This is a genomic window from Caldimonas sp. (assembly GCF_046289365.1).
Taxonomy (GTDB): domain Bacteria; phylum Pseudomonadota; class Gammaproteobacteria; order Burkholderiales; family Burkholderiaceae_C; genus Caldimonas.
In genome coordinates this window covers 1-23221 of sequence record NZ_JBKBVU010000035.1, presented here as the reverse complement: position 1 = coordinate 23221, position 23221 = coordinate 1, and the positions used below count along the sequence as shown (strand labels likewise).

Below are 23221 nucleotides of genomic sequence, written 5' to 3'. Positions count from 1 at the left end.
TGTTTGGGGTTTGGCGAGGGGTTCCCCTTTTTTTTTTAAAAACAACTTCCACCAGGTCCTCCCCCCCCCCTCCTCGTTCTTCTCCGCCCCGGGCGCGTCGTCGAAGAATCCGTATCCGGGGTCGGCCGATGCGCTCGCCGCCGGCGGCTGGGTGGCCGCTGGCTTGGCCGCTTCGCTCAGGGGGACAAAGCGCACATGCTCTTTCGAGACGTGGAACGTGAACAAATCCAACAGCTCGGATTCGGCGCTGCGGGTGACGACTTTGAAGCGCCGCACCCCCTCTTGCGCGACCCCGCCGTCCAGGGCTTCGATGTGACCCAGGTCGGTGATTTCCTTGAAGAGCTCGACCAGGTTGTCGGCCACCGAAGGGTCGGGCAAGGGGCCCACGCGCAGCTCCAGTGTGCGCTCGCCATCTGTGGGGGCGCGGGCCGGCGCCGGCGCAGCGGTCACGGCGGGCATCACAGCAACGGCCGGGGCCGTGACCACGGGCACCGGCGGGGCTTCGCCGGCGGCCATGGCCCGGATGTTGAACAACAGCTCGGTGGTGTCGACTTCGTCGCCGGCACCGGTCTGATGCCGGGCGATCTGCGCTTTGAGGGCGTCGCCCGAGGCCAGCAGCACATCGACCATGGCTGCAGTCGGTTGCAGTTCGTGGCGGCGCAGCTTGTCCAGCAGCGTCTCCATCTGGTGGGTCAGTTCGGCCACGTCGGAAAAGCCGAAGGTGGCCGCGCCGCCTTTGATCGAATGGGCGCAGCGGAAGATGGCATTGAGTTCCTCGTCGTCGGCCGCCTCGATGTCCAGGTCGAGCAGGAGCTGCTCCATGCGTTCGAGGTTCTCGGCGGCTTCTTCGAAGAAGACCTGGTAGAACTGGCTCAGATCGAAGCCGGCGCTCAGTTGGGAGCCTTCGGAAGTCATTTCGCCCACGGCGTACTCCTGATGCGGTCGGTTGGGTGAACGGGGGGCCCGAATGGGCGCGCGGCTGATTTACTTGATCACTTTCTGGATCACTTCGATCAGCTTGTTCGGGTCGAAGGGTTTGACCAGCCAACCCGTGGCCCCGGCAGCGCGGCCCGCTTGCTTCATCTGATCGCTCGACTCGGTGGTCAGAATCAGGATCGGCGTGCTCTTGAACTGGGGGTTTTCCCGCAGCTTGCGCGTCAGGCTGATGCCATCCATGCGCGGCATGTTCTGGTCGGTGAGCACCAGGTCGAAGCTGCGGCTGCCGGCCTTTTCATAGGCATCCTGGCCATCGACGGCCTCCACCACGTGGTAGCCGGCGTTCTTCAGAGTGAAGGCGACCATTTGGCGCATGGAGGCGGAATCGTCTACCGCAAGGATGGAATGCATGGCTTTCTCTCCGGGATGTCTGGCTGGGTATCGGTGCCTGGGGCGAAAACTTGAGCTCGGAATCAGGAATCAGAACAGTTCGATCGAGCCCGCGTCCATCTCGGACTGGGTGACCGGGTTGGGGCGAAGGGGGGGCTCCTCGACGACGGCTTGGCCGTCTTCGTCATCGCCCATGGACTCGCGCGCGATGCGATCGGCGCAATTGCGCAGACGGCGGTTGGTGTGGGCGATCAGCTGGGAGGCCATGTCCTGGAACTGCAGCGCCGTGACGGCCGCGCCCAGGTTTTGCAGCACGGGAGCCAGCTCGCTCGTTTGGATGCGATGGTCGCTGGCGGCGTGCATGAGCCCTTCCATCTGCTGTACGGCGGTCGAGAAACGCAGCATGAGGTTGTCGCAGGCGTCGGCCAGCAGACCCTGTAGACGCTCCAAGTCGTTGGTGGCCGTCATCAGATGGTCCTGCAAGTCGGCGGCCACCAGCAGGGGTAGGGCGGGGCTCGATTCGGAGCTGGGCGGTGGGTTCATCAGCATGGGGTCTCCATGGCTTGGACGAGGCGTGATGGCATTCATGAGGGCCGGCGCTAAAATTTTCGGCAGTCCATTGCACGACTTGAGCGCGGACCTGGCGGTCCGGACCTGTGTGCTTTTTCGGCCGCCCAGTGGTCCACTGTAGGTCTCGAGCGGGAAAACTTCTCACATGCCCACCTTGGAAATTCCGCGCTTGATCCGGGTTCTGCACATCGAGGACTCGCAGCTGGATCACGAGCTCATGCTGATTCAGATGCAACGCGCCGGCTTGACGGTGCAGGCGCGCCGCGTGGAGACGGCCGCGCAGTTCGAGGCGGCGTTGTGCGAGGGGGCGCCACCGTGCTGGGATGTGATTCTGTCGGACTACAGCCTGCCAGGCTTTTCGGGACTGGTGGCGCTGGAAATGCTCAAAGCCCGTGATGATTTGACACCGTTCATCATCGTTTCGGGCGAGATTGGCGAGGACACGGCGGTGCAGGCCATGCGCAACGGCGCGGCCGACTATCTGCTCAAGAACAACCTCGCGCGGCTGGTGCCGGCCATGCTGCATGCCATCGAAGCGCACCAGGCCCTGCGCGACAAGCGCCAGGCGGACGCGGCGCTGGCGCAGTCTCAGGAGCGCTTGCGCGAACTGGCCCAGCATCTGCAAACCAGCGTGGAGCGAGAGCGCGCGGCCATCGCCCGTGAAATCCACGACGACGTGGGCGGTTCCTTGACCGCACTCAAGTTCGACCTGGCCTGGATCGCCCGCCATGCCCAGGAGCCGGCCATCGTGCAACGCGCCCATGAGGCCCTGGAGACGGTGAGCCAGGCGCTGGAGTCCAGCAAGCGCATCATGCACAACCTGCGCCCGGCCATCCTGGAGCAGGGCCTGGTGGCCGCGCTGCAGTGGATGACGGCCACGTTCGAGAAGCGTACCGGGATTGAGACGCGTTTCCGTTCGAGCCAGGAGCAGCCACGCCTGCCGGCCGGCGTGCCGTTGGTGGCCTACCGCACCGCGCAGGAGGCGCTGACCAATGTGGCCAAGCACGCCCAGGCCACGCGGGTGAACGTCGACCTGACGATCGCCGCCGGCGTGCTCTCCCTGGAGGTCAGCGACAATGGGCGGGGCCTGAGCCGCGCCGACCTGGCCAAGGCCCGCTCCTTCGGAATCCGCGGGCTGCACGAGCGGGCCGGCACGGTGGGGGGCTGGGTCGACCTCAGCAGCGGGCCGCACGGCACCACGCTGATCCTGTCGGTGCCTCTGCGGGGTGGGGCGGCCCGCGCGCACGAGGAAGACATGCCGCGTCTGCATGATGTACGCTCGGGCGAAGACCCGACCTTCTGGGGGGAACTGTGATTCAAGTGATCCTGTGCGACGACCACGCACTGATCCGCCGGGGGATCCGAGACACCCTGTCCGATGCCCCGGACATCGAGGTGGTGGGCGAGGCGGGCGATTACGGGGAGTTGCGTGCCCTGATGCGGCGCCAGGGCTGCGATGTGCTGGTTCTCGACATCAACCTGCCCGGACGCAGCGGGCTGGACGTGCTGCACGCGCTCAAGGAAGAGGGCTCGCCGGTGAAGGTGCTGGTGGTGTCGATGTACCCCGAAGACCAGTACGCCATCCGTGCCTTGAAGGCCGGGGCTTACGGGTACGTGAACAAGGGCGGCGACCCGGCCCAGCTCGTTGCGGCGGTGCGCATGGTGGCGCAGGGCCGCAAGTACGTCACGCCCGAGATGGCGCAGATGCTGGTGGAGAGCCTCACGGCCCCCACGACCGAGGCCCCACACGAGCGTTTGTCGGACCGGGAGCTGCAAACGCTGGTGATGATCGCCTCGGGCAAGCGCCTGTCCGACATTGCCGAGGAACTGACGCTCAGCCCCAAGACGGTGAGCGTGTACCGCGCGCGGGTGCTCGAAAAGCTCGGCCTGAACAACAATTCGGAACTGACGGTTTACGCCATCCGCAATGGGTTGGTGTGAGCACCGCCCAAGCGGGTGCTGCGGCGGGGCTCGAAGATCTCAAGTGGTTGGGCTGGAGGGTGTATCGCTCGGCGCGTCGGCCCATTCGATGGCGATCTGACGGCACGCCGATTCCTGACGCAGCAAGGCATCGATGGCCAGCGGCCAGAAGTGTTTTCCGCTTTGCTCTTGCAGCCATTGCAGGGCCTTTTCCCAGGGCCAAGCGGGTTTGTAGGGGCGTTGACTGGTCAGGGCGTCCAAAACGTCGGCCACCGCCACGATGCGAGCCTCGATGCTGATGGCGTCGCCGCGTAGCGCGCGGGGGTAGCCGCAGCCATCCCATTTTTCGTGATGCTCCAAGGCGATGCGCTTGGCCATTTGGATCAGATCGCTGGGATCGTCGCCCAAAATGTCTGCACCCATTTGGGGGTGTTGTCTCATCACCGCCCACTCGCGTTCATCGAGCTTGCCGGGTTTCAGCAAGATCTGGTCGGGGATGCCGATCTTGCCAATGTCGTGCATGGGTGCGGCCGCTTCCAGCAGCTCACAGTAGCGAGGTGGCGCGCCCAAGGCCTGGGCGATCAGGCGGCTGTAACGGGCCATGCGCAATACGTGTCGGCCGGTTTCGTTGTCTTTGAACTCGGCCGCCCGCCCCAAACGGTGGATGACGGCCAATCGGGTTTGCTCCAACTCTTCGCGTTGCACCAAGGCCAAATGAGTCGCGATGCGGCAGCGCAACACCGCTGGTGAGATCGGCTTGGTGACATAGTCCACCGCGCCCAAAGACAAGCCGTAAGCTTCGTCTTCGTCCTGACCCAAAGCCGTGCAGAACAGAACAGGGATGTGGGCCGTCGAAGGATCGCGCTTGAGTTCGATCAGGACTTCATGGCCGCTCATGCCCGGCATCATCACATCGAGCACGATCAGTCGCGGACGAGCCGTTCGCGCCAACTGCAGGGCCTGCGGTCCATTGCGAGCGAACGACAAGGGATACTGATCGCCCAACACCCGCTTGAGCAGTTGAAGATTGGCCGGTTCGTCGTCGACCAAGAGCAAGGGCGATTGCGGCTGCCATGCGGACCAGTCCACGTCTGCGGCTGGGTGCGCATGCATCGGCAGGTCGGACATCATCATGATCGGGCCTCCTTCGGCTCCAGAGCACTGCGCCAATCGGTCAGCGTTTGCAGCGCAGCATCGAAGTCAAACGTTTCACAGGCTTGGCGCAGCGCATGGGCATGGCCGCTGCCGAGGGCGCACAGCGCCTCGAGGGCATCGTCGTCGATTTGACCCCTTTGCAAGGCTTTTTCCAAGCGGTCGATCCAGCGTGGAGCGTCTTCAGTGGAGACCACCGGCCCGCTGGGTGTCTGCGCGGCCGGCTCGGGGGCAAGTGGATCGTGCCGCTGTAACCATGTGCGCAGTTCGTCCCAGGCGTGGTCGATCAGCGTCAGATCGACATCGTGCCCCTGGGCGGCGCTTCGTTCGGCCTGGCGGGCGGCTAGCGTCAGGGCTGGCAGTGCCAAATTGGCGGCCACGCCGGCGATGCGATGCCACTGCGCATGTCCCCAGTGCTGCCGCTGCGGCCATTCGGCTTCGGTTTGGCGAACCCAGCGGCGCACCTGAGGCCGCCAGTCCTGCCCCCACAGCGACGTTCCCCGCCGCTCGTCAACCACCGCCGGCGGGGGGGAGGAGGCATCGTCACCTTGCGCGGCTGTGGGCCTGTCAAGCGGCGCGTGGGCGACGCGTGCGAGCGCCTCGTGCAAGGCGTCCACATTGATGGGCTTTTCGAGAAAGCCGTTCATCCCGCTGGCCTGGGCTTTGCGGCGGTCGTTGTCCATGACGCTGGCCGACAAGGCCAACACGGTGATGGCAGGCAATCCCTGCTCGCACTCAAAGTCTCTGAGCAGCCGGCAGGTGTCGAACCCGTCGAGCTCGGGCATTTGCAAGTCGAGCAAGACGGCATCCCACGCGCCGGGGTCTTGGCGATACCGGGCCAGCAGCTCCTGGCCGCTGGCCACGATGCACGCCGTGTGGCCGCTGCGCGCAAGCAGGGTCTGCAACAAGTCCCGGTTCTGTGCGACATCGTCTACGCACAGCAGCCGCAAGCGGGGGAGGATCGGCCGTTGGGCTTCGGATGACCTGCTCGAGGAATAGTTGCCGGGGTCTTCTTCGGGCAATGGGGTCAAAGGCAGGTGAAGGCGCACCGTGGTGCCTTGTCCGGGCTGGCTGTGCAATTCGATGCGGCCACCCATGCGCTCGCAAAGCCCTTTGACGATGCTCATGCCCAGCCCGGTGCCGCCGTATCGCCGTGAGGTGCCGCTGTCGGCCTGCACGAAGGGTTCGAAGATGGCCTGCTGTCGATCGGCCGCAATGCCGATGCCGCTGTCGTCCACTTGCAGCAGCAGTGCGCCCTCGTGCAGCCCGATGCTCAGGCTGACGTGCCCGGCCTGTGTGAATTTGATGGCATTGCCCAGCAGATTGGCCAGCATTTGCCGGATGCGGTCGGCATCGCCCAACCAACGGGTGGGCAGGTGTTCTTCAATGTGCAGTCTCAGATCCAGCCCTTTGGCGCCGGCGATCGCTCCAAACTGCGAGATCAATCCATGCGCCAGCGCATGGATGCCAAAGGGGGCTTCGACGATGGAAAACTCGCCCCGCTCGAGTTTGGCGGCATCGAGCAGATCGTTCAGGATGCGCAACAAACTGCCAGAGGCATCGACGATGGCCTGGGCTTGTTGCTGGGCTGGACCAGGCGCAAGCGTTTCGGCGAGCAAGCGCGCGTATCCGACGATGGCGTTCATCGGCGTGCGGATCTCGTGGCTGACGTTGGCGAAGAATGCGCTGCGACTTTCCATGGCCTGTCGCAATTGCGCCTCTTTCTGCACCAGCTCTTGCAGGTATCGTGCGCGTTCGGTGCGGTCAATGGCCAGCTTGAGAATCGCCCGCACTTGTGAGCTTGCCGGGTCGATCAGCGGCTGGTACCAGCCCACCAAATGTCGGGCGCTGCCGTCTTTGGCCCGCCGTACGAACTCGCCGCTGCGTGCCTGCCCGTGACGAAGATCCTCCCAGAACTGACGCATGCTTTCGCCGTCTTGGCTTTCATGCCAAATGAGACGGTGGTGCTGGCCAAGGAGCTCTGTGGGGTTGTAACCCAAACTGGCGGACAGCGGCGGGTTGACGTCGAGAAAATAACCATCGGTGCTCAACAGTGCACGGCCGATCAACTGGTCGATGGCTTGTACCAGCTCGGCTTGTTCCCGGCGGCTGAGGTGTTGCGCGGTGATATCGGTCAGATACAAATCCACCACGGTATGGTCTGGCCGGACTTTTCGCGCATGCACCCGCACGTCGACCCATCGGCGTTGGCCCTCAGCGGTGAGCATCTGGATCGTGGCGCTTTTCGTTTGGCCCTGCTCGATGGCGGCGCGCAGCAGTTCATGGGCGGCTTCGACGTCGTGGGCACCGATGGCGTCGAACAAGGACCACTGGCCGGCTTGGTAGGCTTGAGCGCTGCGACCAAGCAAATGCTCCAAGGATGTCGAGGCGAGCACTCTGTGGTACTCATTGCCCATGATGCTCAAGCGAATGATGCCGCTGGGAATGTGGTCCAGGATGTCTTGAAGCAAACTGCCGCGCTCTTTGAAGCGTCGGGCCAGGTGCTGGTAGGTGGCGATGCCGACCACCCCCCAGGCGCAGCCGAAGATCGCCACGGCGATGGACGCGATGATCGAGGCCAGTTCCAGATGACGGCCGCTTCCCCGTAAGAAGGGCGTGTCCAGCGGCCCGACGAAGACGGCCGAGGCCATGGCCATGTAGTGCATGCCGCTGATGGCCAGCCCCAGGATCGCGCCACTGCTTCCCACGATCAGCCAGCGTGGCCAGCGGGTGTGGTTGCTCAGGAGCTGGCGGCACGCCAGCGCGCCTATGGCTAACGTGACGGCCACGACGAGCGAGGCGACGAACAGCAGCGGGTCATAGGCCAAGCTGCTTTGCATGCGCATGGCGCTCATGCCGGTGTAGTGCATGGCGCCGATGCCAGCGCCCAGGCACAGGCCGGCGCCGACGATGGCCAGCGGTCGATTCCATCGATCGATGAACACCCGCAGGCCGATGGCCGACGCGATGACAGATGGCACGACGGAGCCTGCCGTCACCCAAGGGTCGAACCGCACGGGTTGGCAGATGTCCGTGGCCAGCATGCCGATGAAGTGCATGCACCACACGCTGCCGCCCAGCACGATGGCCGAGACCCAGCGCGCCGTCGCGCTCAGCCGCGGGCCGAATTTTTCCGGGTGCCTTGCGATACCCACCATTTGCATGGACGCAATGCCGCCCAGCGTCGCGATGACCACCGACAGGCCGACCAGCCACGCGTTGTAGTACACCGGCGCGACGGGAGCATTGCCGCTTTGAGCCGTCCAGAACTCGATCAAAGCCACTCCTCCTGCAAAAAGGGGCTTGACGGATATCGGCCGGCTGCGGGCGGCCTTGAGTTGCAAACGGGGGCTAAAACCGGCCCAGGGCGGCCATCAAAGCCGATTCGAAGGGTTGGCGCATCCAAGGCAGGGTCAGCAACAAGCCGACGAGCCCCACCGACACGGTGATGGGAAAGCCGATGGCGAAGATGTTCATCTGCTGGGCCACGCGCGAGATCACACCCAGCACCAGGTTGACGAACAGCAGCATGGCCATGAGGGGCAGGGCGATCCACAGGCCGAGCTTGAACACTTCGGCCCCCCAGGTGTGGACCTGCAGCATGCGCACGAAGGCCATCGGCTCGGGGCCCACGGGGAAAGCCTGGAAGCTCTGGACCACGGCGGCCACCAGGATGAGATGCCCGTTGATGACCACGAAGAGCAAGGCGGTGGTGGCGCCGAAGAAGCGGCTCACTGCGTTGGCCGCGCCGCCCTGGGCGGGGTCGAAGAAGGCGGCGAAGCCCAGCCCCATCTGCAAGCCGATCAACTCGCCCGCATACTCGACGCCCGCGAAGATCAGACGTACGGCGAATCCGATGGTCGCGCCGATCAGGAGCTGCTGAACCAGCACCAGCAGGGCTTCAGGGGCATCCAGCGGGATCGGGGCCACCTGCGGCATCGAGGCCTGGGCTGCCAGTGCCACGAAGAAGGCCAGCGCGATCTTCACGCGCGCGGGCACGGAGCGCTGCGAGAACACCGGCACGGTCATGAACAGCGCCAGCGCGCGGAAGAAGGGCCACAGCACCGGCGAGAGCCAGGCGCTGAGCTGGGCATCGGTGAAGGTCAGCATGGTGCAGGCCGGGGCGGCTCACTGCACCATGCCGGGAATGCCGGTGAGCGTGCGCTGGATGAACTCGACCAGCGTGGTCATCATCCATGGGCCGGCGACCCCCAGCACGATCACTGCCCCCACCAGCTTGGGCACGAAGGACAGCGTGGCCTCGTGGATCTGGGTGGCCGCCTGGATGATGCTGACCACCAGGCCGATGGCCAGCACGGTCAGCAGCAGGGGCGCGGAGAGCATCAGCAGGATGTACAGCGCCTGCTGGCCGAGGGTGAAGACGTGGGTGGCATCCATGGGGGTGTCGTGTCGTTCAGGTCACGAAGCTGGCCGCGAGAGAACCGAGCAGCAGGTTCCATCCATCGGCCAGCACGAAGAGCATCAGCTTGAACGGCAGGGCCACCAGCACGGGCGAAAGCATCATCATGCCCAGGCTCATCAGCACGCTGGCGACGATCATGTCGATGATCAGAAAGGGAATGAAGATCATGAAGCCGATCTGGAAGGCGCTCTTGAGCTCGCTGGTGACGAAGGCCGGCACGAGCACGCGAAAGGGAGCGTCCTGGGCCGTCACCGAGGGGTCGAGCTTGGCCAGCTTGGCAAAGAGCGCAAAGTCGGATTCGCGCGTTTGCTTGAGCATGAATTCGCGCACCGGCACCTCGGCGCGCTGCAAGGCGGTGTTGAAGTCGATCTGCTGGGCCGAGTAGGGCTGGTAGGCGTCGGTGTAGACGCGGTCGATGGTGGGGCCCATCACGAAGAACGTGAGGAACAGCGACAGGCCGATGATGACCTGGTTGGGCGGCGCCGACTGGGTGCCCAGGGCCTGGCGCAGCAGGCTCAGCACGATGACGATGCGGGTGAAGCTCGTCATCAGCAGCAGCGCGGCCGGGATGAAGCTCAGGGCGGTGAAGAAGAGCAGGGTCTGGATCGGCACCGAGTAGCTGGTGCCGCCAGGGCCCTGGCCGATCACCAGCGGCAGCGAGCCGCCGCTCACGCCGGGGGCAACCTGGGCTAAAGCGGCTTCAGGAAAGGCCGATACCAGCGACAGGACCGCGAGCATCCCGAGAGATGCGAGTCGGCGCAGGGCGGGGGAGGGTTCGGGCTGCATCAGCGATCCTTGCGCGCCTTGTGGAACAAGGTGGCAAATGTCGGGGCCTGGGGCGCCGGCGCTGCGGCCGGCAGGTCATGCGCGGGCAGGCTGTGCAGGGTCTGGATGCTCTGGGCAGTGACGCCCAGCACCAGCCAGCGGCGCGACTCGCCCTGGCCGACCTCGACCGTCACCAGCCGTTGGGCGGGGCCCACGGAGGTGCTGGAGATGATGCGGGTGGTCTGCACGCCGCCCAGTGCACCCACGGGGCTGCGCTTGAGGAGCCACAGCGTCAGCGGGATGGCCGCGACAATGAGGATGAACCAGACGAGGAAGGAGCCGGCAGAGGGCATGGACAGCACCGACAGTGGACCGTGGTTAGCCATTGTCGGCAGCCCGGTTCGCCTCAGAAGCCAAAAAGAAAGGGGCCGATGGCCCCTTGCTCTTGGCTTTGCTCAGCGGCTCGTGCACTGCGTCACGGGGCTCCTCGGCCTCACATGCCGCGACTGAGGCGGCGCATGCGCTCCGACGGCGTGACGATGTCGGTCAGGCGGATGCCGAACTTGTCGTTGACGACGACCACCTCGCCCTGGGCGATGAGGTAGCCGTTGACCAGCACGTCCATCGGTTCGCCGGCCAGGGCGTCGAGTTCGATCACCGAGCCCTGGGCGAGCTGCAGGATGTGCTTGATCGGGATGCGGGTGCGTCCCAGTTCCACGGTGAGCTGCACCGGGATGTCCAGGATCATGTTGATGTCATTGCCCGCAGCGTTCGAGGTGGTGGGCGTGAAGTTCGTGAACGACGCCGGCGCCACCTGCTCGGCGGGCGTGGCCATCAGTTCGTCGGCCGCACCCCCCGAGCCCTTTTGTTGGGCCAGGGCCGCCTCCCATTCCGCGGCCATCGCATCCTGTTCGTCGGTGGTCTGCTGATTCTCAAGTGACATGATGGGGTTCTCCCAACCAGCCGAAGTCCTGGCCGGTCAACAGTTTCTCGATGCGGATGGCGTATTTGCCGTTGGAGGTGCCGTATTGGCATTCGAAGACGGGCACACCGTCGACCTTGGCCTCGATGGCCGGGGCCAGGTCGAGTTCCAGGAAGTCGCCGGGCTTGAGCGACAGGAGCTGCTCCACGGTGGCCGGGGCGGTGCCCAGCTCGGCGACGAGCTCGACCTCGGCGGCCTGGATCTGGTGGGTGAGCAGCTTGACCCACCGGCGGTCAGGTTCGGCCGAATCGCCCTGCACGGTGGAGTACAGGATGTCGCGGATGGGCTCCAGCGTGGCGTAGGGGATGCAGAAGTGCACCGTGCCGGTGGTGTCGCCGATCTCCAGTGTGAACGAGGTGGTGACGACGATCTCGCTGGGCGTGGCGACGTTGGCGAATTGGGGCTGCATCTCCGAGCGCTGGTATTCGAGATCCAGCGGGTAGATGCCCTGCCAGGCCTTCTTGTACTCCTCGCGGATGACCTCGACCAGACGGTTGATGATGCGTTGCTCGGTGGGTGAGAAGTCGCGGCCCTCGATGCGGGTGTGGAACTTTCCATTGCCGCCGAAGAGCGAGTCGATCACGGCGAACACCAGCGTGGGGTCGCACACCACCAGGCCCGAGCCGCGCAGGGGCTTGACCGACACGATGTTGAAGTTGGTGGGCACGACGATCTCGCGCAGGAAGGCGCTGTACTTCTGCACCTTGATGGCCCCGACGGACACTTCGGGGCTTTTGCGGATCAGGTTGAACAGGCCGATGCGGATGTTGCGTGCGAAACGCTCGTTGATGATCTCCATCGTGGGCATGCGCCCACGCACGATGCGTTCCTGGCTGGCGATGTCGTAGTCGCGGATGCCACCGGCCGGAACCTCCTCTTCCTCCAGCTTCTGGCTCTCGCCGGTGATGCCCTGCAGCAGGGCATCGACCTCGTCTTGCGACAGGATCTGCTGGTTCATCGGGGCATCTCCATGCGCACTGCGGGCAGCCGGGGGCTCACTGAATAATGAAGTTGGAAAAATGCACGGCCAGGATCGGGTTGTGAACGGCCGCTCGCTTGCGGTTCTTGCCGTTGTTGGCCTCGCTTGCTTCGTCTTCCAGATCGATGCCCAGCGGTTTGACTGCTTCGCGCATGATTTCCATGGCCAGTTGCTCTTTGCCGGCGCGATCGTGCAGCTCCGTGGAGGTTTTCTGCGACAGCAGCATCAGGATGTTGCTGCGGATGGCCGGCATGAAGGCTTTGAGCTGTTCAACTACTTCGGGAGATTCGACTTCGAGCGTGACGCCGACCTGGGCGTAGCGTTCTGCCGGACGATCGGCCAGGTTGACGGTGAAGGTGTCCAGCGGTAAGAAGGTGGGAACGACGGCGGCCTTTTTCTTCTTGGCGCTTTGCGTGGCTGCAGGCCGCTCATCCAAGGCCTCCTCGTCGTCTTCGGCGTTGTTTTTCTTGAGCAGGAGCACGGCCGCCACGGCAGCCAGCGCCAGCACGACCACGCCAATGACGACGAACAGTATGAGCTTTTTGCCCCCTTTGGCCGGGGCGGCATCGGTGGCTGCGGCAGCGGACATGGTGTGTTCCTTCGAAACGGGGTTCGGGTCACCGAGGTGGTCTGGCGGATGTGGCTCCGATTATTCGGCGCGATGCGCGGGGCGAAACCAGGAATAGGGGGGGAAATTCGGGTTTGGCGTGCGCTTTCCCCGGTTCTGGCCTCGGGATGCTCAGACATACAGATCCAGCCGGCCCGCCGCAGACGCGATGTGGGTTCGCAAGGCGGCGGTGGGCGGCGGCGTGTCGTTGCTGCGGTCGACGCCGGGCACGGGCTGCGCGCTTTGGGCTTGGCGGCGCGGCAGGGTATCGCGGGACACGCCGCCGCCGGTGAGGGTGAGGCCGGCCTCATGCAAGGCCGCAGCCAGGTGGGAGAAACTGGCTTCCAGGGCGGCGCGGGTGGCGCTGGCGCTGGCGGCGAATTCAACCTGGGCTTGCTGGCCGGCGACGGCGATGTGCACGCTTACCATGCCCATATCTGCCGGGTTGAGTTGGAGCTGGGCTTCCTGGATGCCTTGGCGGACGAGCACGGTGATGTGCTGGGCCAGGGCTTGCGGGAAGTCCGGGTCGTACACGGGCGTGGGCACCGCGGTGCTCGGCGTGGCCACACCGGCGCTTGTGTGGGCTGCCATCGTGGGCGCGGCCGATGTCGCCGCGCTGACCCAGGGTATCGGGGGGCTGGCTGGGCTTTCGGCAAGCGGCGTGCTGTGGAACGCTGTGGCCCTCATCGACGCGGCGGCCCAGTCATCGGTGGGAGGCTGCGTGTCCAGCAGCGGCTGACCGAGTTCGTCAGGAGAGGCGGCCGCAGGCGTGTGCGCCGCCGGTTCGAACCGAGAAGCGTCGGACTGCTGGGCCTGACGGTGGGTGCCAGACTTGGCCGTCGAGCCCAGCGATTCCACCGTTTCCAAGCCGGTGTCATCGGTGCCGACGGGCCCTTCGTCGCTTTGTGCGACGGTGGCGGGTGCTTCAGGCTCAGGCGGACGCCACCACCAGGCGATGGACGGCTCGCCGGCGGCTGTGGGTTCGTCGCGCTCGCTCGGTTCGCAAGGGGCCTCGGTTTGGCCTTCGGCATCAGCGCTCGAAGCGGGGACCGGCGGTGGCGGGCTGGGCTCGTTCGCGTCTGGCCGCTGCGCTGGCGGCCTGCATGGTGGGGGCGAGGTCTGGGGGGCTGTCTGCGGCCCAGTGCGTGTCGGTGAGGGGCTGGGTTGTGCACGTTGCAGCCAGTGTCCGAAGCTGGCCGTGGCCGCTTCAGTGCGGGCATGGCCGGTGCGAACGGGTGGGGTGGCGCCGACGCCGCCCGGGGAGGGCGTCAGCGCAAAGGGCAGGGCGGTGACGGACATGCGAGGTCTCTCAAGCCAAGGCCAGGTCGCCGGGGCCGGCGGGGCGGCGGGACCAGGCCATGCGCGAGGCCTGTTCGTCGGTGAGCTTTTGCTCCTGGCGCTGAAGGGCCAGCGCCAGCTCGCCTTGGCGTCGCTCGATCAGCTTGCGGATGGATGCGGCGCGCGTCTCACGTTCGCGCAGCACTTGCAGGGCTTGGTCGAGGTGGCGCTGCAGGCGTTGCACAGCCGCCTGCTGCTGGGTGCCGGCCTGGTCCAGGCGCGCCATGAAGCTCTGGTAGCACTGCATGATCGGCACCGTGCCTTCGATGCGAAAGCGTTCGCCCCAGCGCTGCTGGTAGTCGCGCCGGTAGTCATCGAGCTGGCGGGCCTGCGCGCGGGCGGCGTCCACCTGGTGCTGCAGGCGCAGCACGGTCTGACGGGCCTGTTCGCAGTCCTTCTCGGCCACTTCGAGGGCCAGGTTCAAGGGGTGGAGCTTAGGGTGCATGGCGGGTCCTGTGCGCAAGGCGGGCGATCAGCGAGGGGGAAGGCAGTCCATCATCCGGCGCACGCTGTCGGCCAGAGTGGCGCCCTCGTGCATGTCCTGCTGCAGCAGGGCGCGGATGGCCGGCCAGGCCTGGACGGCTGCATCCAGCTCGGTGTCCTGCCCGGGCACGTAGGCGCCCAGTTGCAGCAGATCGCGGCTGCGGTTGTAGCGGGCGAGCATCTGGCGCAGGCGGCGGGCGGCCTCGAGGTGGTCGGGGCTCACGACGTTGTGCATCACGCGCGAGGCGGACTTTTCCACGTCGATGGCGGGGTAGTGGCCGGATTCGGCCAGCTCGCGGGTGAGCACGATGTGCCCGTCGAGGATGGCCCGGGCGGCGTCGGCGATCGGGTCTTGCTGATCGTCGCCCTCGCTGAGCACGGTATAGAAGGCTGTGATCGAGCCCATGCCGTTGAGCCCGTTGCCGCTGCGCTCCACGAGCTGCGGCAGCTTGGCAAAGCAGCTCGGTGGGTAGCCTTTGGTGGCGGGGGGCTCTCCGATGGCCAGGGCGATCTCGCGCTGGGCCATCGCGTAGCGGGTGAGTGAGTCCATCAGCAGCAGGACGTGCCGGCCGCGGTCTCGGAAGTGTTCGGCGATCGCGGTGGCGTAGGTGGCGCCTTGCATGCGCATCAGCGGCGGTGCATCGGCCGGTGCGGCCACCACGACCGAACGGGCCAGGCCTTCTTCGCCGAGGATGTCCTCGATGAACTCCTTGACCTCGCGGCCGCGTTCACCGATGAGGCCCACGACGATGACGTCGGCACGGGTGTAGCGCGCCATCATGCCCAGCAGCACCGACTTGCCGACGCCGGAGCCGGCGAACAGGCCGATGCGCTGGCCGCGGCCCACCGTCAGCAAGGCGTTGATCGCACGCACCCCGGTGTCCAACGGCTCGCGCACGGGGTCGCGGTCCATCGCGTTGATGGGACGGCGCACCAGGGGTTCGTTGTGCACCTCGGCGATGGGCCCGTTGCGGTCCATCGGCCGGCCATGCGGGTCGACCACCCGGCCGAGCAGCCCGTCACCCATGGGCAGGTGCAGGCTGCGGTCTTCGCTGCGGCGCCAGGGGTGGCTGACCTGACCGAGCCTCGGTGGCGTGATTGGGCTGGCCAGCGGCACGACGCGGGCCCCGCTGGCCAGGCCGTGGACTTCGCCCGTGGGCATCAGGTAGGCGCGGTCGCCGGCGAAGCCCACCACCTCGGCCTGCACCGGAGGCTGGCCGTCCATGCGAACCTCGCATACCGAGCCCACGGGCACCCGGATGCCGGCGGCTTCGAGCACGAGACCGGCCACCTTGACCAGGGTGCCCTGGGCCTCCAGGCCCAGCGGCGCGGCGGCGAAGGCCCGCAAGTCCTCGAGGTACTGGTGCCACGCCCCCAGTTTGACGGCAGCGCTGTCTGGGCCGCTCATGCCTTGTCCTCCCGGCGCTCAGAAGTGTCGTCGGGTTGCCAGGGGCTGTCGTGGCCCAAGGCGGCGGCGGCCCGGCGCCAGCGGGTCTCCACGGTGGCGTCGATGAGACCGATGTCCGATTCGACGATGCATCCTCCCCGGCGGATGCTCGGGTCGCTGAGCAGCCGCGCTCCGCGGCTGTCCAGGTCGAGCTGGCCTTGCTGGGTGAGGAACTCATGGTCCTCGGGATGCAGGCGCACGCGGATGTGACGGGCCGAATGCACCAGGGCATTGAGGGCCTCCTGGGCCACCGCCTCGATCAGCTGCGGCCGGGTGCTCAGCTCACTGCGCACCGCCTGGCGAGCAATCTCCACGGCCACCTTCGACAGGCCCTGGGCGAGCTGTTGCTCGATCGCGTCGAGCTGGGCCTGGAAGGCTGCCACCACGGCGGCCACCTGGGCCGTGACCTGGGTGGCATAGCTCTGCTTGAAACCATCGAGTGCGACCAGCCCGTCGCGGTAACCGTCCTTGTAGCCGGCCTGCCGGGCCTCGGCAATCTGCGCCTGCAGCTGTGCCTCGCGTTCCTCGGCCGTGGGCGCGGGCGGGGGCGCCGGCGGCATGCCCGGGGCCGGCGCGGCGGCCGACTCACCGGAAAAAGAGTCCGGGCTCCAGGCGGAGAAGGAGTGCAGCTCCTCGCGCGGGATGAAGCGGTTGTACAGCGGTGTTCCCATGGACTGTAGCGACTGGATCAGATGAAGCCGTCATCGCCGCCGGTGGCCAAAATGATCTGGCCTTCGTCAGCCAGGCGGCGCACGATCTTGAGAAGCTCCTTCTGCTCGGCTTCGACCTCGGACAAGCGCACCGGACCCCTAGACTCCAGGTCTTCGCGCAGTGTTTCGGCAGCGCGCGAAGACATGTTGCTGAAGATCTTCTCGCGCAGCTCCGGCGAGGCGCCTTTGAGGGCAATGATGAGCGACTCGGTTTGCACCTCCTTGAGCAGCGTCTGAATGCCTCGGTCGTCGATCTTCATCAGATCGTCGAAGGTGAACATGTTGTCCATGATCTTCTGCGCCAGATCGGGATCGATCTGGCGGATGTAGTCGAGCATCGGTCCTTCGACGGTGGAGCCCATCAAGTTGATGATCTCGGCGGCCGTCTTGACGCCGCCGAGTGAGGCTTTGCGCAGCTTGTCACCGCCGGCCAGCACCTTGGAGAGCACCTCGTTGAGGTCTTTCAAAGCAGAGGGCTGAATGCCATCGAGCGTGGCCACACGGATCATGACTTCGTGGCGTTGTCGTTCGGTGAAGTGTTTGAGGACCTCGGCGGCCTGATCGAACTCCAGATGCACGATGATGGCTGCAATGATCTGCGGATGTTCGTTGCGCAACAGTTCGGCCACCGAAGCGGGGTCCATCCATTTCAGGCTCTCGATGCCGGAGACATCGCCACCTTGCAAGATGCGGTCGATCAACAGATTGGCCTTGTCCTCGCCCAGGGCCTTGCGCAAAACGGACTTGACGTACTCATCGGTGTCGTTGACCAGCATGCTCTGGTCCGAGGCGTCGGCGGTGAACCGTTCGAGCACCGATTCCACCCGCTCGCGCGGGATCACCTTCATCTTGGCGATGGTCTCGCCAAGTCGTTGCACCTCTTTGGGAGAGAGGTGCTTGAACACTTCGGCGGCCTCTTCCTCGCCGAGCGACATGAGGAGGATGGCCGAGTCCTGCAGTCCGTCTTCGTCCATGGTGTCTTTCGGTTCAGTGGCAGGCGGCGCCGACCGCTCAGGCGGCGGCCTCCTTGGTGACCCAGCTGCGCACGATGTTGGCCACGGCCGCGGGGTTCTCGCGAGCCAGCTGGCGGGCTGCTTCGAGCTTGTTGTGGTTGTGCGAAGCAGACAGCAAAGGCATTTCGGCGGCTTGCTCTGGACCGATCAGCGCGGGCAGGGCCTCAGGTTCGTCGACGATGGCATCGACCTTGGCCGGGGCCGGCGGTGGAGCCATCGCGGCCTTGAGCGCGGGACGTACCACGCCCAGCACCAGCGCCAGCGCCACCACACTCAAGGCCGCAGGCACAGCGATTTGCCGCAGCAAGTCCAAGATCTCGGGCCGTTGCCACAGCGGCGGCTCGACGGGCTCTTCAGGTTTGCTCACCTGGAACGGGGCGTTGATCACTTGTACGGAGTCCCCACGCTCGGCTGAAAATCCGATGGACTCTCGCACCAGGGTCGTCAGTTTCTGGAGCTCTTCTTCGCTCAGCGGCGCCTGCGTCGTGCGGCCGCGGGCGTCTGTCGAGGTGCGGTGGTTGACGACCACCGCGGCGCTCAAGCGCTTGATCGTGCCGGTGGCGTTGCGGGTGACGCGCACGGTCTTGTCCACCTCGTAGTTGGTCACGGCTTCGCGGCGAACTTGGGCGTTGCCCGTGCCGGTGCCGTTGGCCGCTTGCAAAGCCTGGGCCGGGCCATTGATCGGTGCCTGCGCTGGCACCGGCGGCTGGTTGGTGACTGCGCCAGGCACGCCCGTGGGGGTGCCGGCGTCGGTCTGGGTCGATTCCAAGTGCTGCATGCTGCGCACGGCCGCCGGCTCGCCGCCTTGGTTGGGGCGGAACTGCTCGGAGGTCGATTCGCTTTGCGAGAAGTCCACCTCGGCCGTGACCTGGGCGCGCAGGTTGTCACGGCCGACCACCGGTTCCAGGATGTCGGTGATGCGGCGCGTCAGCGTCGACTCGATCTGCGCCACATACTGGAGCTGATTGGCATCGAGCCCCTGGGTTTTGCTGTCCGGCGATTCGGTCAGCAAATTGCCGTTCTGGTCCACGACGGAGACGGCCTTGGGCGAGAGTTCGGGTACGCTGCTGGAGACCAAGTGCACGATGCCGGCGATCTGTGCATGGTCCAGGCTGCGCCCCGGGTGCAGATGCACCAGCACCGAGGCCGAGGGCTTTTGCTGCTCACGGAAGAAGCCGTTCTGGTTGGGCAAGGCCAGGTGCACCCGGGCGCTGCTCACGGCGGCCAGGGCTTCGATGGAGCGGGTCAGCTCGCCTTCGAGGCCTCGCTGGAAGGTCAGGCGCTCCTGGAACTGCGTGATGCCGAAGCGGGCGTTGTCCATCAGCTCGAACCCCACGGTCGAGCCCTTGGGCAATCCGGCCGAGGCCAAACGCAGCCGCACGTCGTGCACGCGGTCGGCCGGCACCAAGATGGCGGCTCCGCCGTCGGCGTGGCGGTACGGCACGTTCATCTGGGAAAGCTGCGCGATGATCGCGCCGCCGTCTTTGTCCGACAGGTTGGCGTAGAGCACCTTGTAGTCCGGCTTCACCGACCACAGCGACAGTGCCACGACGACCGCCACCAGTCCGGCCAGTCCAGCGGCCAGCAACAGCTTGCGTGGGGTCGGCAAGGCCTGGATGCGCTGAACGAGGCCGCCGGAGGCGGGTTGGGCGGCCAGGGCGGGCGGCAGGTTCTGAGGCAGGGCGACGGCGTTGTCCATCGTGCGGATTCCCGTGGTTCTGGGCAGACCCCGGCCTGCCAGGCGCCGGCCTGCGGTCCCCAGGGTGTCGTTGGGGACCGATTATTCGGAGGGGGGAGCCTCGCTCAAGGGCGGAAGAGGACGGCAAACGGCCGCCAGTTCGACGCATCGCGCAGACCCTGCGTGCCTACCATCGGTGTATCGGCAGGTGGGGCTCGCACTGGAGCCCTGCGTGCAGGAGATTGCACCATGGACGTCCGCCTCAAGCCCTTCAACTTCCAGCAGGCCCTGGCCAAGAGCGGCGTGGTGCTGCCGTCGCAGGCTGCACGGCCGGGCCAGGTCGAGCCGGGGCCTCCTGCCGTGGGCTTCTCACAGGCCCTGAACCAGGCCCTCAAGACGGTCAGTGCCACCCAGTTGCAGGCCTCGGAGATGCAGCGGCAGGTTCAACTGGGCAATCCCACGGTGTCCCTGGAGGAGACCATGGTCACGATGCAGAAGGCCCAGATCGGGTTCCAGGCCGCCTTGCAGGTGCGCAACCGCCTGGTGCAGGCCTACACCGACATCATGAACATGTCGGTGTGAGGCTTCGCATCGCGGGCCGGCCCGGTGGGGACTCAGAACCCGAGGCTGGCCAGCAGATCGTCGACCTGTTCCTGGCTGGTGACGACGTCGGTACGCCCTTCGGGGTTGACCACGGGCCCGTTCAGGAAGGTCTGTTCAACCTTGTGCACCTGGTCGGGCGGGGCGGTCTGCAGCAGGAGCTTGACGAGCTGGTCCTCGATGTCGGCGGCCAGCTTCACCACGCGGGCCACCACCTGGCCGGTGAGGTCGTGAAAGTCCTGGGCCATCATGATGTCGGTGAGGTGCTGGTCGATGCGCGCCGAGCGCGCTTCGACGTCGCTGACGAAGTTCATCACGCTGCCGCTGGCCACCGCGCGCACCGGATCGGCGACGATGGCCTGGGCAATTCGGCGCGTTTCGGCGGCGATGTGTTCGTGCTCGGCCTTGGCCTGGTCGACCAGGTTGAGCACCTTCTCGGCGGCTTCGCCGGTTTTGGTGGCGATGTAGGTCAGACGGCTGCGCGCATCGGGCAGGCTTTCCGTGATCTCGCCCAGCTTGGGCATGAAGCCGAGCTGCGCCAGCGTGTCGTGCAGGTTGCGGGTCATCTCGCCGATGCGCTGGAACACCTCGGGTGATGTGGTCAGGGGCGGGGTGGCGCCGTGGGGGCTGTGGGTCTCGCTCATGGCCTGCCTCACTTGCCCAGCTTCTGGAGGATCTTCTGCACCTTCTCCTCCAGCGTGGCCTTGGTGAAGGGCTTGACGATATAGCCGGCCGCGCCGTCTTGTGCGGCCCGCACGATGTCTTCCTTGCGGGCCTCGGCCGTGACCATCAGCACCGGCAGGTGCTTGAGCTTGTCGTCCTTCTTGATGGCCGACAGCAGCTCGAAGCCGTTCATGTTGGGCATGTTGATGTCACTGACCACGAAGTCGAAATGGCCGTTGTGCAGCATCTGCAGGGCCACGGCGCCGTCCTCCGCTTCCTCTGCGTTGTTGTAGCCGATCTCCTTCAGCAGGCCCCGCACGATGCGGCGCATGGTGGAGAAGTCATCGACGATGAGGAATTTCAGGTCGGTGGCGGTACTCATGGGAAGTGTCCTCGCGAGGAGAAAACAGGGGTTCGCAGGCTTATCGGCCGGGCGCCGGAAAACTGAAGCTCTGTGCGGCCGATGCCGGTGCGACGGCTTCTTGAACCGCCGGGGCCGTGCCGGCCTCGACATCGCCGCCGCGTTCGAAGCGCTCTTGTGCGTCCTTGTTCATCACGATGATGCTGATGCGCCGGTTGATCGGATTGAGCGGGTTGTCCTTGTCCAGCAGCGAGCTGGACGCCAGCCCCAGCACCCGCACCACCTGACCCTCTCTCAGGCCGCCGGCCACGAGTTCCCGGCGCGAGGCATTGGCCCGGTCGGCCGAGAGCTCCCAGTTGCTGTAGCCCCGCTCACCGCTGGTGTAAGGAGCCGCATCGGTGTGACCGGCCAGCGTCACCTTGTTGTCCACTTCCGACAGCACCTTGCCGATCTCGCGCAGGATCGCGCGCATATAGTCCTTCACCAGGGCGCTGCCGGAATCGAACATCGGGCGGTTGTGCTCATCGACGATCTGGATGCGCAGTCCATCTTGCGTGATGTCCAAGCGGATTTGCGAGCGGAACTGCACCAGCAGCGGATTGTTCGTGACGGATTGCTCGATGCGCTGCTTCAAACCTTCCAGGCTGGCCGCCTCGGCGCGCTCGATCTGTTCCTTCAGGGCTTGCAGGTTGATGGTCTTGCGCTCGGCTTCGATGTCGCCACGGCGCACCTGACCGGTGGTGCGGGTGAGGTCGGTGCCGCCGCCTTTGATCACGTGCGAGGCGTCGCCTGCGCCGCTGCCCCCGCTGAGCAGGGCGATCTTCAGCGGTGAGGAGAAGTAGTCGGCAATGCCCTTGCGGTCGCCCTCGGTGGTCGAGCCCAGCAGCCACATCAGCAAGAAGAAAGCCATCATCGCCGTCACGAAGTCGGCATAGGCGATCTTCCAGGCGCCGCCATGGTGGGCATGACCGCCCTTCTTGATCTTCTTGACGATGATCGGTTGCAGCTTCTTGGAGTCGCCGGCCATGGTGAGTCCCAATCAGGCCTTCTTGCCCTTGACGTGGCCTTCCAGCTCCGAGAAGCTGGGGCGCTCGGTGGAGTACAGCACCTTGCGGCCGAACTCCACGGCGATCTGCGGCGCGTAACCCTGCATGCTGGCCAGCAAGGTGGTCTTGATGCACTGCAGTTCCTTGGTGGCCTCGTCGTTTTTCTGCTCCAGCAGGCCGGCCAGGGGTTCCACAATGGCGTAGGCCAGCAAGATGCCCAGGAAGGTTCCCACCAGCGCCGAACCGATCATGGCCCCCAGCACCGCCGGGGGCTGGCCCACCGAGCCCATGGTATTGACCACACCCAGCACGGCGGCCACGATGCCAAAAGCGGGCAAGCCACCGGCCACTCGCTGAATCGCTGCCGCCGGTGCGTGCGCTTCGTGATGGTGGGTCTCGATCTCGCTGTCCATCAGCGATTCAATTTCATGGGCATTGAGATTTCCGGAGACCATCATGCGCAAGTAATCCGTGATGAACTCCACGACATGATGGTCACTGCCGACGGTCGCGTATTTTTTAAACAACGGAGATTCGTGCGGGGCCTCGACGTCCTTTTCGATGGACATCAAGCCCTCTTTGCGGGCCTTTTGCAAAATGTCATAGAGCAAGGCCATCAACTCCATGTACCGGGCTTTGGTGTACTTGGAGCCTTTGAGCAGCTTGGGGATGGCGCCAAACGTGGCCTTGAGCACTTTGGGTTGGTTGTTGACGATGAACGCGCCGAAAGCGCCCCCACCGATGACCATCAACTCGGTGGGCAGGGCTTTCAGAATCACGCCCATGTTGCCGCCGTGGATGATGAAGCCGCCGAAGATGCAGCCCAGCGCCACGATGTAGCCGATGATGACGAACATATTGCAGGTCTTTCCAGCGGGGGTTGGCGCGCTGTGGGGGCTCGCGCTCGAACCGGGTTCCACGGGGATATCGACCGCCGCGCGGCCGACTTGAGTCGTCCCGTCCCGGAAAAAAAGCACGGGCTCTCAGGGAGCCCGTGGTCAAGGCGCCGCGCGGGCGCTCAGGAGGAGACGACGGAGAGTCCTGCTGCGTGACCAGGCTCAGTGCAACTGCAGGCCGCCGGACTTGCCCTTGCCGGCGCGCGCCGGCGGGTTGCACATGCAGCACACGAAATGCTGGGCAATCTCATGGGGGTGGGTG

The 23221-nt window shown here is 65.6% G+C and carries 26 protein-coding genes and 1 pseudogene; 4 read left to right on the top strand and 23 right to left on the bottom strand.

From position 1 onward, the window contains the following. The 3 genes from ACK42S_RS05750 to ACK42S_RS05740 all read right to left on the bottom strand — a co-directional run. Nucleotides 1-915 (bottom strand): Hpt domain-containing protein (locus ACK42S_RS05750; protein ID WP_409704405.1); only part of this gene is annotated, 915 nt, incomplete at its 3' end. 69 nt (nucleotides 916-984) lie between these two features. Continuing rightward, nucleotides 985-1347, bottom strand: coding sequence for a response regulator (locus ACK42S_RS05745; RefSeq protein ID WP_409704402.1), 363 nt, complete (start codon nucleotides 1345-1347; stop codon nucleotides 985-987). 69 nt (nucleotides 1348-1416) lie between these two features. Further along, a complete protein-coding gene (locus ACK42S_RS05740) occupies nucleotides 1417-1875 on the bottom strand; it encodes a hypothetical protein (RefSeq protein ID WP_409704400.1) in 459 nt (152 codons plus the stop codon). A gap of 166 nt (nucleotides 1876-2041) precedes the next feature. Between ACK42S_RS05740 and ACK42S_RS05735 the strand changes: the two genes are divergently transcribed. Together ACK42S_RS05735 and ACK42S_RS05730 are read left to right on the top strand one after the other, a co-directional pair. Further along, nucleotides 2042-3211 carry a response regulator gene (locus tag ACK42S_RS05735; protein ID WP_409704398.1) on the top strand — a complete coding sequence of 390 codons (1170 nt, stop codon included), beginning with the start codon at nucleotides 2042-2044 and terminating at the stop codon, nucleotides 3209-3211. Next, nucleotides 3208-3837, top strand: a complete 630-nt coding sequence (locus tag ACK42S_RS05730; RefSeq protein WP_409704396.1) for a response regulator — start codon at nucleotides 3208-3210, stop codon at nucleotides 3835-3837. Before ACK42S_RS05735 ends, ACK42S_RS05730 begins: the two co-directional genes overlap by 4 nt. Nucleotides 3838-3876: 39 nt before the next feature. Here the strand turns inward: ACK42S_RS05730 and ACK42S_RS05725 are convergent, their stop codons facing one another. Both ACK42S_RS05725 and ACK42S_RS05720 read right to left on the bottom strand, forming a co-directional pair. Continuing rightward, a complete protein-coding gene (locus ACK42S_RS05725) occupies nucleotides 3877-4950 on the bottom strand; it encodes an HD domain-containing phosphohydrolase (protein ID WP_409704394.1) in 1074 nt (357 codons plus the stop codon). After that, nucleotides 4947-8012 (bottom strand): ATP-binding protein, encoded by a 3066-nt coding sequence (locus tag ACK42S_RS05720; RefSeq protein ID WP_409704404.1) that lies wholly within the window; start codon nucleotides 8010-8012, stop codon nucleotides 4947-4949. The genes ACK42S_RS05725 and ACK42S_RS05720 overlap by 4 nt, the downstream gene beginning before the upstream one ends. On the opposite strand from ACK42S_RS05720, the gene ACK42S_RS05715 reads away from it, so the two are divergent. After that, entirely contained in the window at nucleotides 7924-8193 is a 270-nt protein-coding gene (locus tag ACK42S_RS05715) for a hypothetical protein (protein WP_409704407.1), read from the top strand. The genes ACK42S_RS05720 and ACK42S_RS05715 overlap by 89 nt on opposite strands. A 126-nt stretch (nucleotides 8194-8319) precedes the next feature. On the opposite strand, the gene fliR is transcribed toward ACK42S_RS05715, so the two are convergent. The 13 genes from fliR to fliF form a co-directional block, all read right to left on the bottom strand. Continuing rightward, a complete protein-coding gene (gene fliR / locus ACK42S_RS05710) occupies nucleotides 8320-9078 on the bottom strand; it encodes a flagellar biosynthetic protein FliR (protein WP_409704392.1) in 759 nt (252 codons plus the stop codon). 18 nt (nucleotides 9079-9096) lie between these two features. Next, nucleotides 9097-9366, bottom strand: coding sequence for a flagellar biosynthesis protein FliQ (gene fliQ / locus ACK42S_RS05705; protein ID WP_409704390.1), 270 nt, complete (start codon nucleotides 9364-9366; stop codon nucleotides 9097-9099). A gap of 16 nt (nucleotides 9367-9382) precedes the next feature. Next, nucleotides 9383-10177: a flagellar type III secretion system pore protein FliP gene (gene fliP / locus ACK42S_RS05700; protein WP_409704388.1), complete on the bottom strand. Its 795-nt coding sequence runs from the start codon at nucleotides 10175-10177 to the stop codon at nucleotides 9383-9385. Continuing rightward, a complete protein-coding gene (locus ACK42S_RS05695) occupies nucleotides 10177-10509 on the bottom strand; it encodes a FliO/MopB family protein (protein ID WP_409704386.1) in 333 nt (110 codons plus the stop codon). Before ACK42S_RS05695 ends, fliP begins: the two co-directional genes overlap by 1 nt. A gap of 140 nt (nucleotides 10510-10649) precedes the next feature. Next, nucleotides 10650-11099, bottom strand: coding sequence for a flagellar motor switch protein FliN (gene fliN / locus ACK42S_RS05690; protein WP_409704384.1), 450 nt, complete (start codon nucleotides 11097-11099; stop codon nucleotides 10650-10652). Then, nucleotides 11089-12096, bottom strand: a complete 1008-nt coding sequence (fliM, locus tag ACK42S_RS05685; protein ID WP_409704382.1) for a flagellar motor switch protein FliM — start codon at nucleotides 12094-12096, stop codon at nucleotides 11089-11091. The genes fliN and fliM overlap by 11 nt, the downstream gene beginning before the upstream one ends. Nucleotides 12097-12133: 37 nt before the next feature. Continuing rightward, entirely contained in the window at nucleotides 12134-12706 is a 573-nt protein-coding gene (fliL, locus tag ACK42S_RS05680; protein ID WP_409704380.1) for a flagellar basal body-associated protein FliL, read from the bottom strand. 150 nt (nucleotides 12707-12856) lie between these two features. Continuing rightward, nucleotides 12857-14023, bottom strand: a complete 1167-nt coding sequence (locus ACK42S_RS05675) for a flagellar hook-length control protein FliK (RefSeq protein WP_409704378.1) — start codon at nucleotides 14021-14023, stop codon at nucleotides 12857-12859. A 10-nt stretch (nucleotides 14024-14033) separates the two neighbouring features. Next, on the bottom strand, nucleotides 14034-14507 hold the full coding sequence (gene fliJ, locus ACK42S_RS05670) for a flagellar export protein FliJ (protein ID WP_409704376.1): 474 nt from the start codon (nucleotides 14505-14507) through the stop codon (nucleotides 14034-14036). Nucleotides 14508-14534: 27 nt separating this feature from the next. Continuing rightward, nucleotides 14535-15953 carry a flagellar protein export ATPase FliI gene (fliI, locus tag ACK42S_RS05665; protein ID WP_409704374.1) on the bottom strand — a complete coding sequence of 473 codons (1419 nt, stop codon included), beginning with the start codon at nucleotides 15951-15953 and terminating at the stop codon, nucleotides 14535-14537. Then, nucleotides 15950-16663 carry a FliH/SctL family protein gene (locus ACK42S_RS05660; protein WP_409704372.1) on the bottom strand — a complete coding sequence of 238 codons (714 nt, stop codon included), beginning with the start codon at nucleotides 16661-16663 and terminating at the stop codon, nucleotides 15950-15952. The genes fliI and ACK42S_RS05660 overlap by 4 nt, the downstream gene beginning before the upstream one ends. Nucleotides 16664-16680: 17 nt before the next feature. Then, on the bottom strand, nucleotides 16681-17676 hold the full coding sequence (fliG, locus tag ACK42S_RS05655) for a flagellar motor switch protein FliG (protein ID WP_409704370.1): 996 nt from the start codon (nucleotides 17674-17676) through the stop codon (nucleotides 16681-16683). Between the two features lie 37 nt (nucleotides 17677-17713). Then, nucleotides 17714-19414, bottom strand: coding sequence for a flagellar basal-body MS-ring/collar protein FliF (fliF, locus tag ACK42S_RS05650; RefSeq protein WP_409704368.1), 1701 nt, complete (start codon nucleotides 19412-19414; stop codon nucleotides 17714-17716). Nucleotides 19415-19642: 228 nt separating this feature from the next. On the opposite strand from fliF, the gene fliE reads away from it, so the two are divergent. After that, nucleotides 19643-19975, top strand: coding sequence for a flagellar hook-basal body complex protein FliE (gene fliE / locus ACK42S_RS05645; RefSeq protein ID WP_409704366.1), 333 nt, complete (start codon nucleotides 19643-19645; stop codon nucleotides 19973-19975). 32 nt (nucleotides 19976-20007) lie between these two features. On the opposite strand, the gene ACK42S_RS05640 is transcribed toward fliE, so the two are convergent. The 5 genes and pseudogenes from ACK42S_RS05640 to ACK42S_RS05620 all read right to left on the bottom strand — a co-directional run. Further along, the gene (locus ACK42S_RS05640; RefSeq protein WP_409704364.1) at nucleotides 20008-20637 is read right to left on the bottom strand and encodes a protein phosphatase CheZ; all 630 of its coding nucleotides are present in this window, start codon (nucleotides 20635-20637) and stop codon (nucleotides 20008-20010) included. Between the two features lie 8 nt (nucleotides 20638-20645). Then, complete coding sequence (gene cheY, locus ACK42S_RS05635; RefSeq protein WP_409704362.1) at nucleotides 20646-21038, bottom strand: chemotaxis response regulator CheY; 393 nt, start codon at nucleotides 21036-21038, stop codon at nucleotides 20646-20648. Nucleotides 21039-21078: 40 nt separating this feature from the next. Next, nucleotides 21079-22044, bottom strand: coding sequence for a flagellar motor protein MotB (gene motB, locus ACK42S_RS05630; protein ID WP_409704360.1), 966 nt, complete (start codon nucleotides 22042-22044; stop codon nucleotides 21079-21081). 12 nt (nucleotides 22045-22056) lie between these two features. After that, nucleotides 22057-22920: a flagellar motor stator protein MotA gene (motA, locus tag ACK42S_RS05625; RefSeq protein ID WP_409704358.1), complete on the bottom strand. Its 864-nt coding sequence runs from the start codon at nucleotides 22918-22920 to the stop codon at nucleotides 22057-22059. 201 nt (nucleotides 22921-23121) lie between these two features. Continuing rightward, nucleotides 23122-23221: pseudogene (locus ACK42S_RS05620) on the bottom strand (flagellar transcriptional regulator FlhC); the annotation flags it as partial.

What these genes read in the sequence shown, in the direction of transcription:
- ACK42S_RS05745 (WP_409704402.1), bottom strand. Translation starts at nt 1,347, where the DNA reads ATGCATTCCATCCTTGCGGTAGACGATTCCGCCTCCATGCGCCAAATG.
- ACK42S_RS05740 (WP_409704400.1), bottom strand. Translation starts at nt 1,875, where the DNA reads ATGCTGATGAACCCACCGCCCAGCTCCGAATCGAGCCCCGCCCTACCC.
- ACK42S_RS05735 (WP_409704398.1), top strand. Translation starts at nt 2,042, where the DNA reads ATGCCCACCTTGGAAATTCCGCGCTTGATCCGGGTTCTGCACATCGAG.
- ACK42S_RS05725 (WP_409704394.1), bottom strand. Translation starts at nt 4,950, where the DNA reads ATGATGATGTCCGACCTGCCGATGCATGCGCACCCAGCCGCAGACGTG.
- ACK42S_RS05715 (WP_409704407.1), top strand. Translation starts at nt 7,924, where the DNA reads ATGGCCGACGCGATGACAGATGGCACGACGGAGCCTGCCGTCACCCAA.
- ACK42S_RS05720 (WP_409704404.1), bottom strand. Translation starts at nt 8,012, where the DNA reads ATGCTGGCCACGGACATCTGCCAACCCGTGCGGTTCGACCCTTGGGTG.
- fliR (WP_409704392.1), bottom strand. Translation starts at nt 9,078, where the DNA reads ATGCTGACCTTCACCGATGCCCAGCTCAGCGCCTGGCTCTCGCCGGTG.
- fliQ (WP_409704390.1), bottom strand. Translation starts at nt 9,366, where the DNA reads ATGGATGCCACCCACGTCTTCACCCTCGGCCAGCAGGCGCTGTACATC.
- fliP (WP_409704388.1), bottom strand. Translation starts at nt 10,177, where the DNA reads ATGCAGCCCGAACCCTCCCCCGCCCTGCGCCGACTCGCATCTCTCGGG.
- ACK42S_RS05695 (WP_409704386.1), bottom strand. Translation starts at nt 10,509, where the DNA reads ATGCCCTCTGCCGGCTCCTTCCTCGTCTGGTTCATCCTCATTGTCGCG.
- fliN (WP_409704384.1), bottom strand. Translation starts at nt 11,099, where the DNA reads ATGTCACTTGAGAATCAGCAGACCACCGACGAACAGGATGCGATGGCC.
- fliM (WP_409704382.1), bottom strand. Translation starts at nt 12,096, where the DNA reads ATGAACCAGCAGATCCTGTCGCAAGACGAGGTCGATGCCCTGCTGCAG.
- fliL (WP_409704380.1), bottom strand. Translation starts at nt 12,706, where the DNA reads ATGTCCGCTGCCGCAGCCACCGATGCCGCCCCGGCCAAAGGGGGCAAA.
- ACK42S_RS05675 (WP_409704378.1), bottom strand. Translation starts at nt 14,023, where the DNA reads ATGTCCGTCACCGCCCTGCCCTTTGCGCTGACGCCCTCCCCGGGCGGC.
- fliJ (WP_409704376.1), bottom strand. Translation starts at nt 14,507, where the DNA reads ATGCACCCTAAGCTCCACCCCTTGAACCTGGCCCTCGAAGTGGCCGAG.
- fliI (WP_409704374.1), bottom strand. Translation starts at nt 15,953, where the DNA reads ATGAGCGGCCCAGACAGCGCTGCCGTCAAACTGGGGGCGTGGCACCAG.
- ACK42S_RS05660 (WP_409704372.1), bottom strand. Translation starts at nt 16,663, where the DNA reads ATGGGAACACCGCTGTACAACCGCTTCATCCCGCGCGAGGAGCTGCAC.
- fliG (WP_409704370.1), bottom strand. Translation starts at nt 17,676, where the DNA reads ATGGACGAAGACGGACTGCAGGACTCGGCCATCCTCCTCATGTCGCTC.
- fliF (WP_409704368.1), bottom strand. Translation starts at nt 19,414, where the DNA reads ATGGACAACGCCGTCGCCCTGCCTCAGAACCTGCCGCCCGCCCTGGCC.
- fliE (WP_409704366.1), top strand. Translation starts at nt 19,643, where the DNA reads ATGGACGTCCGCCTCAAGCCCTTCAACTTCCAGCAGGCCCTGGCCAAG.
- ACK42S_RS05640 (WP_409704364.1), bottom strand. Translation starts at nt 20,637, where the DNA reads ATGAGCGAGACCCACAGCCCCCACGGCGCCACCCCGCCCCTGACCACA.
- cheY (WP_409704362.1), bottom strand. Translation starts at nt 21,038, where the DNA reads ATGAGTACCGCCACCGACCTGAAATTCCTCATCGTCGATGACTTCTCC.
- motB (WP_409704360.1), bottom strand. Translation starts at nt 22,044, where the DNA reads ATGGCCGGCGACTCCAAGAAGCTGCAACCGATCATCGTCAAGAAGATC.
- motA (WP_409704358.1), bottom strand. Translation starts at nt 22,920, where the DNA reads ATGTTCGTCATCATCGGCTACATCGTGGCGCTGGGCTGCATCTTCGGC.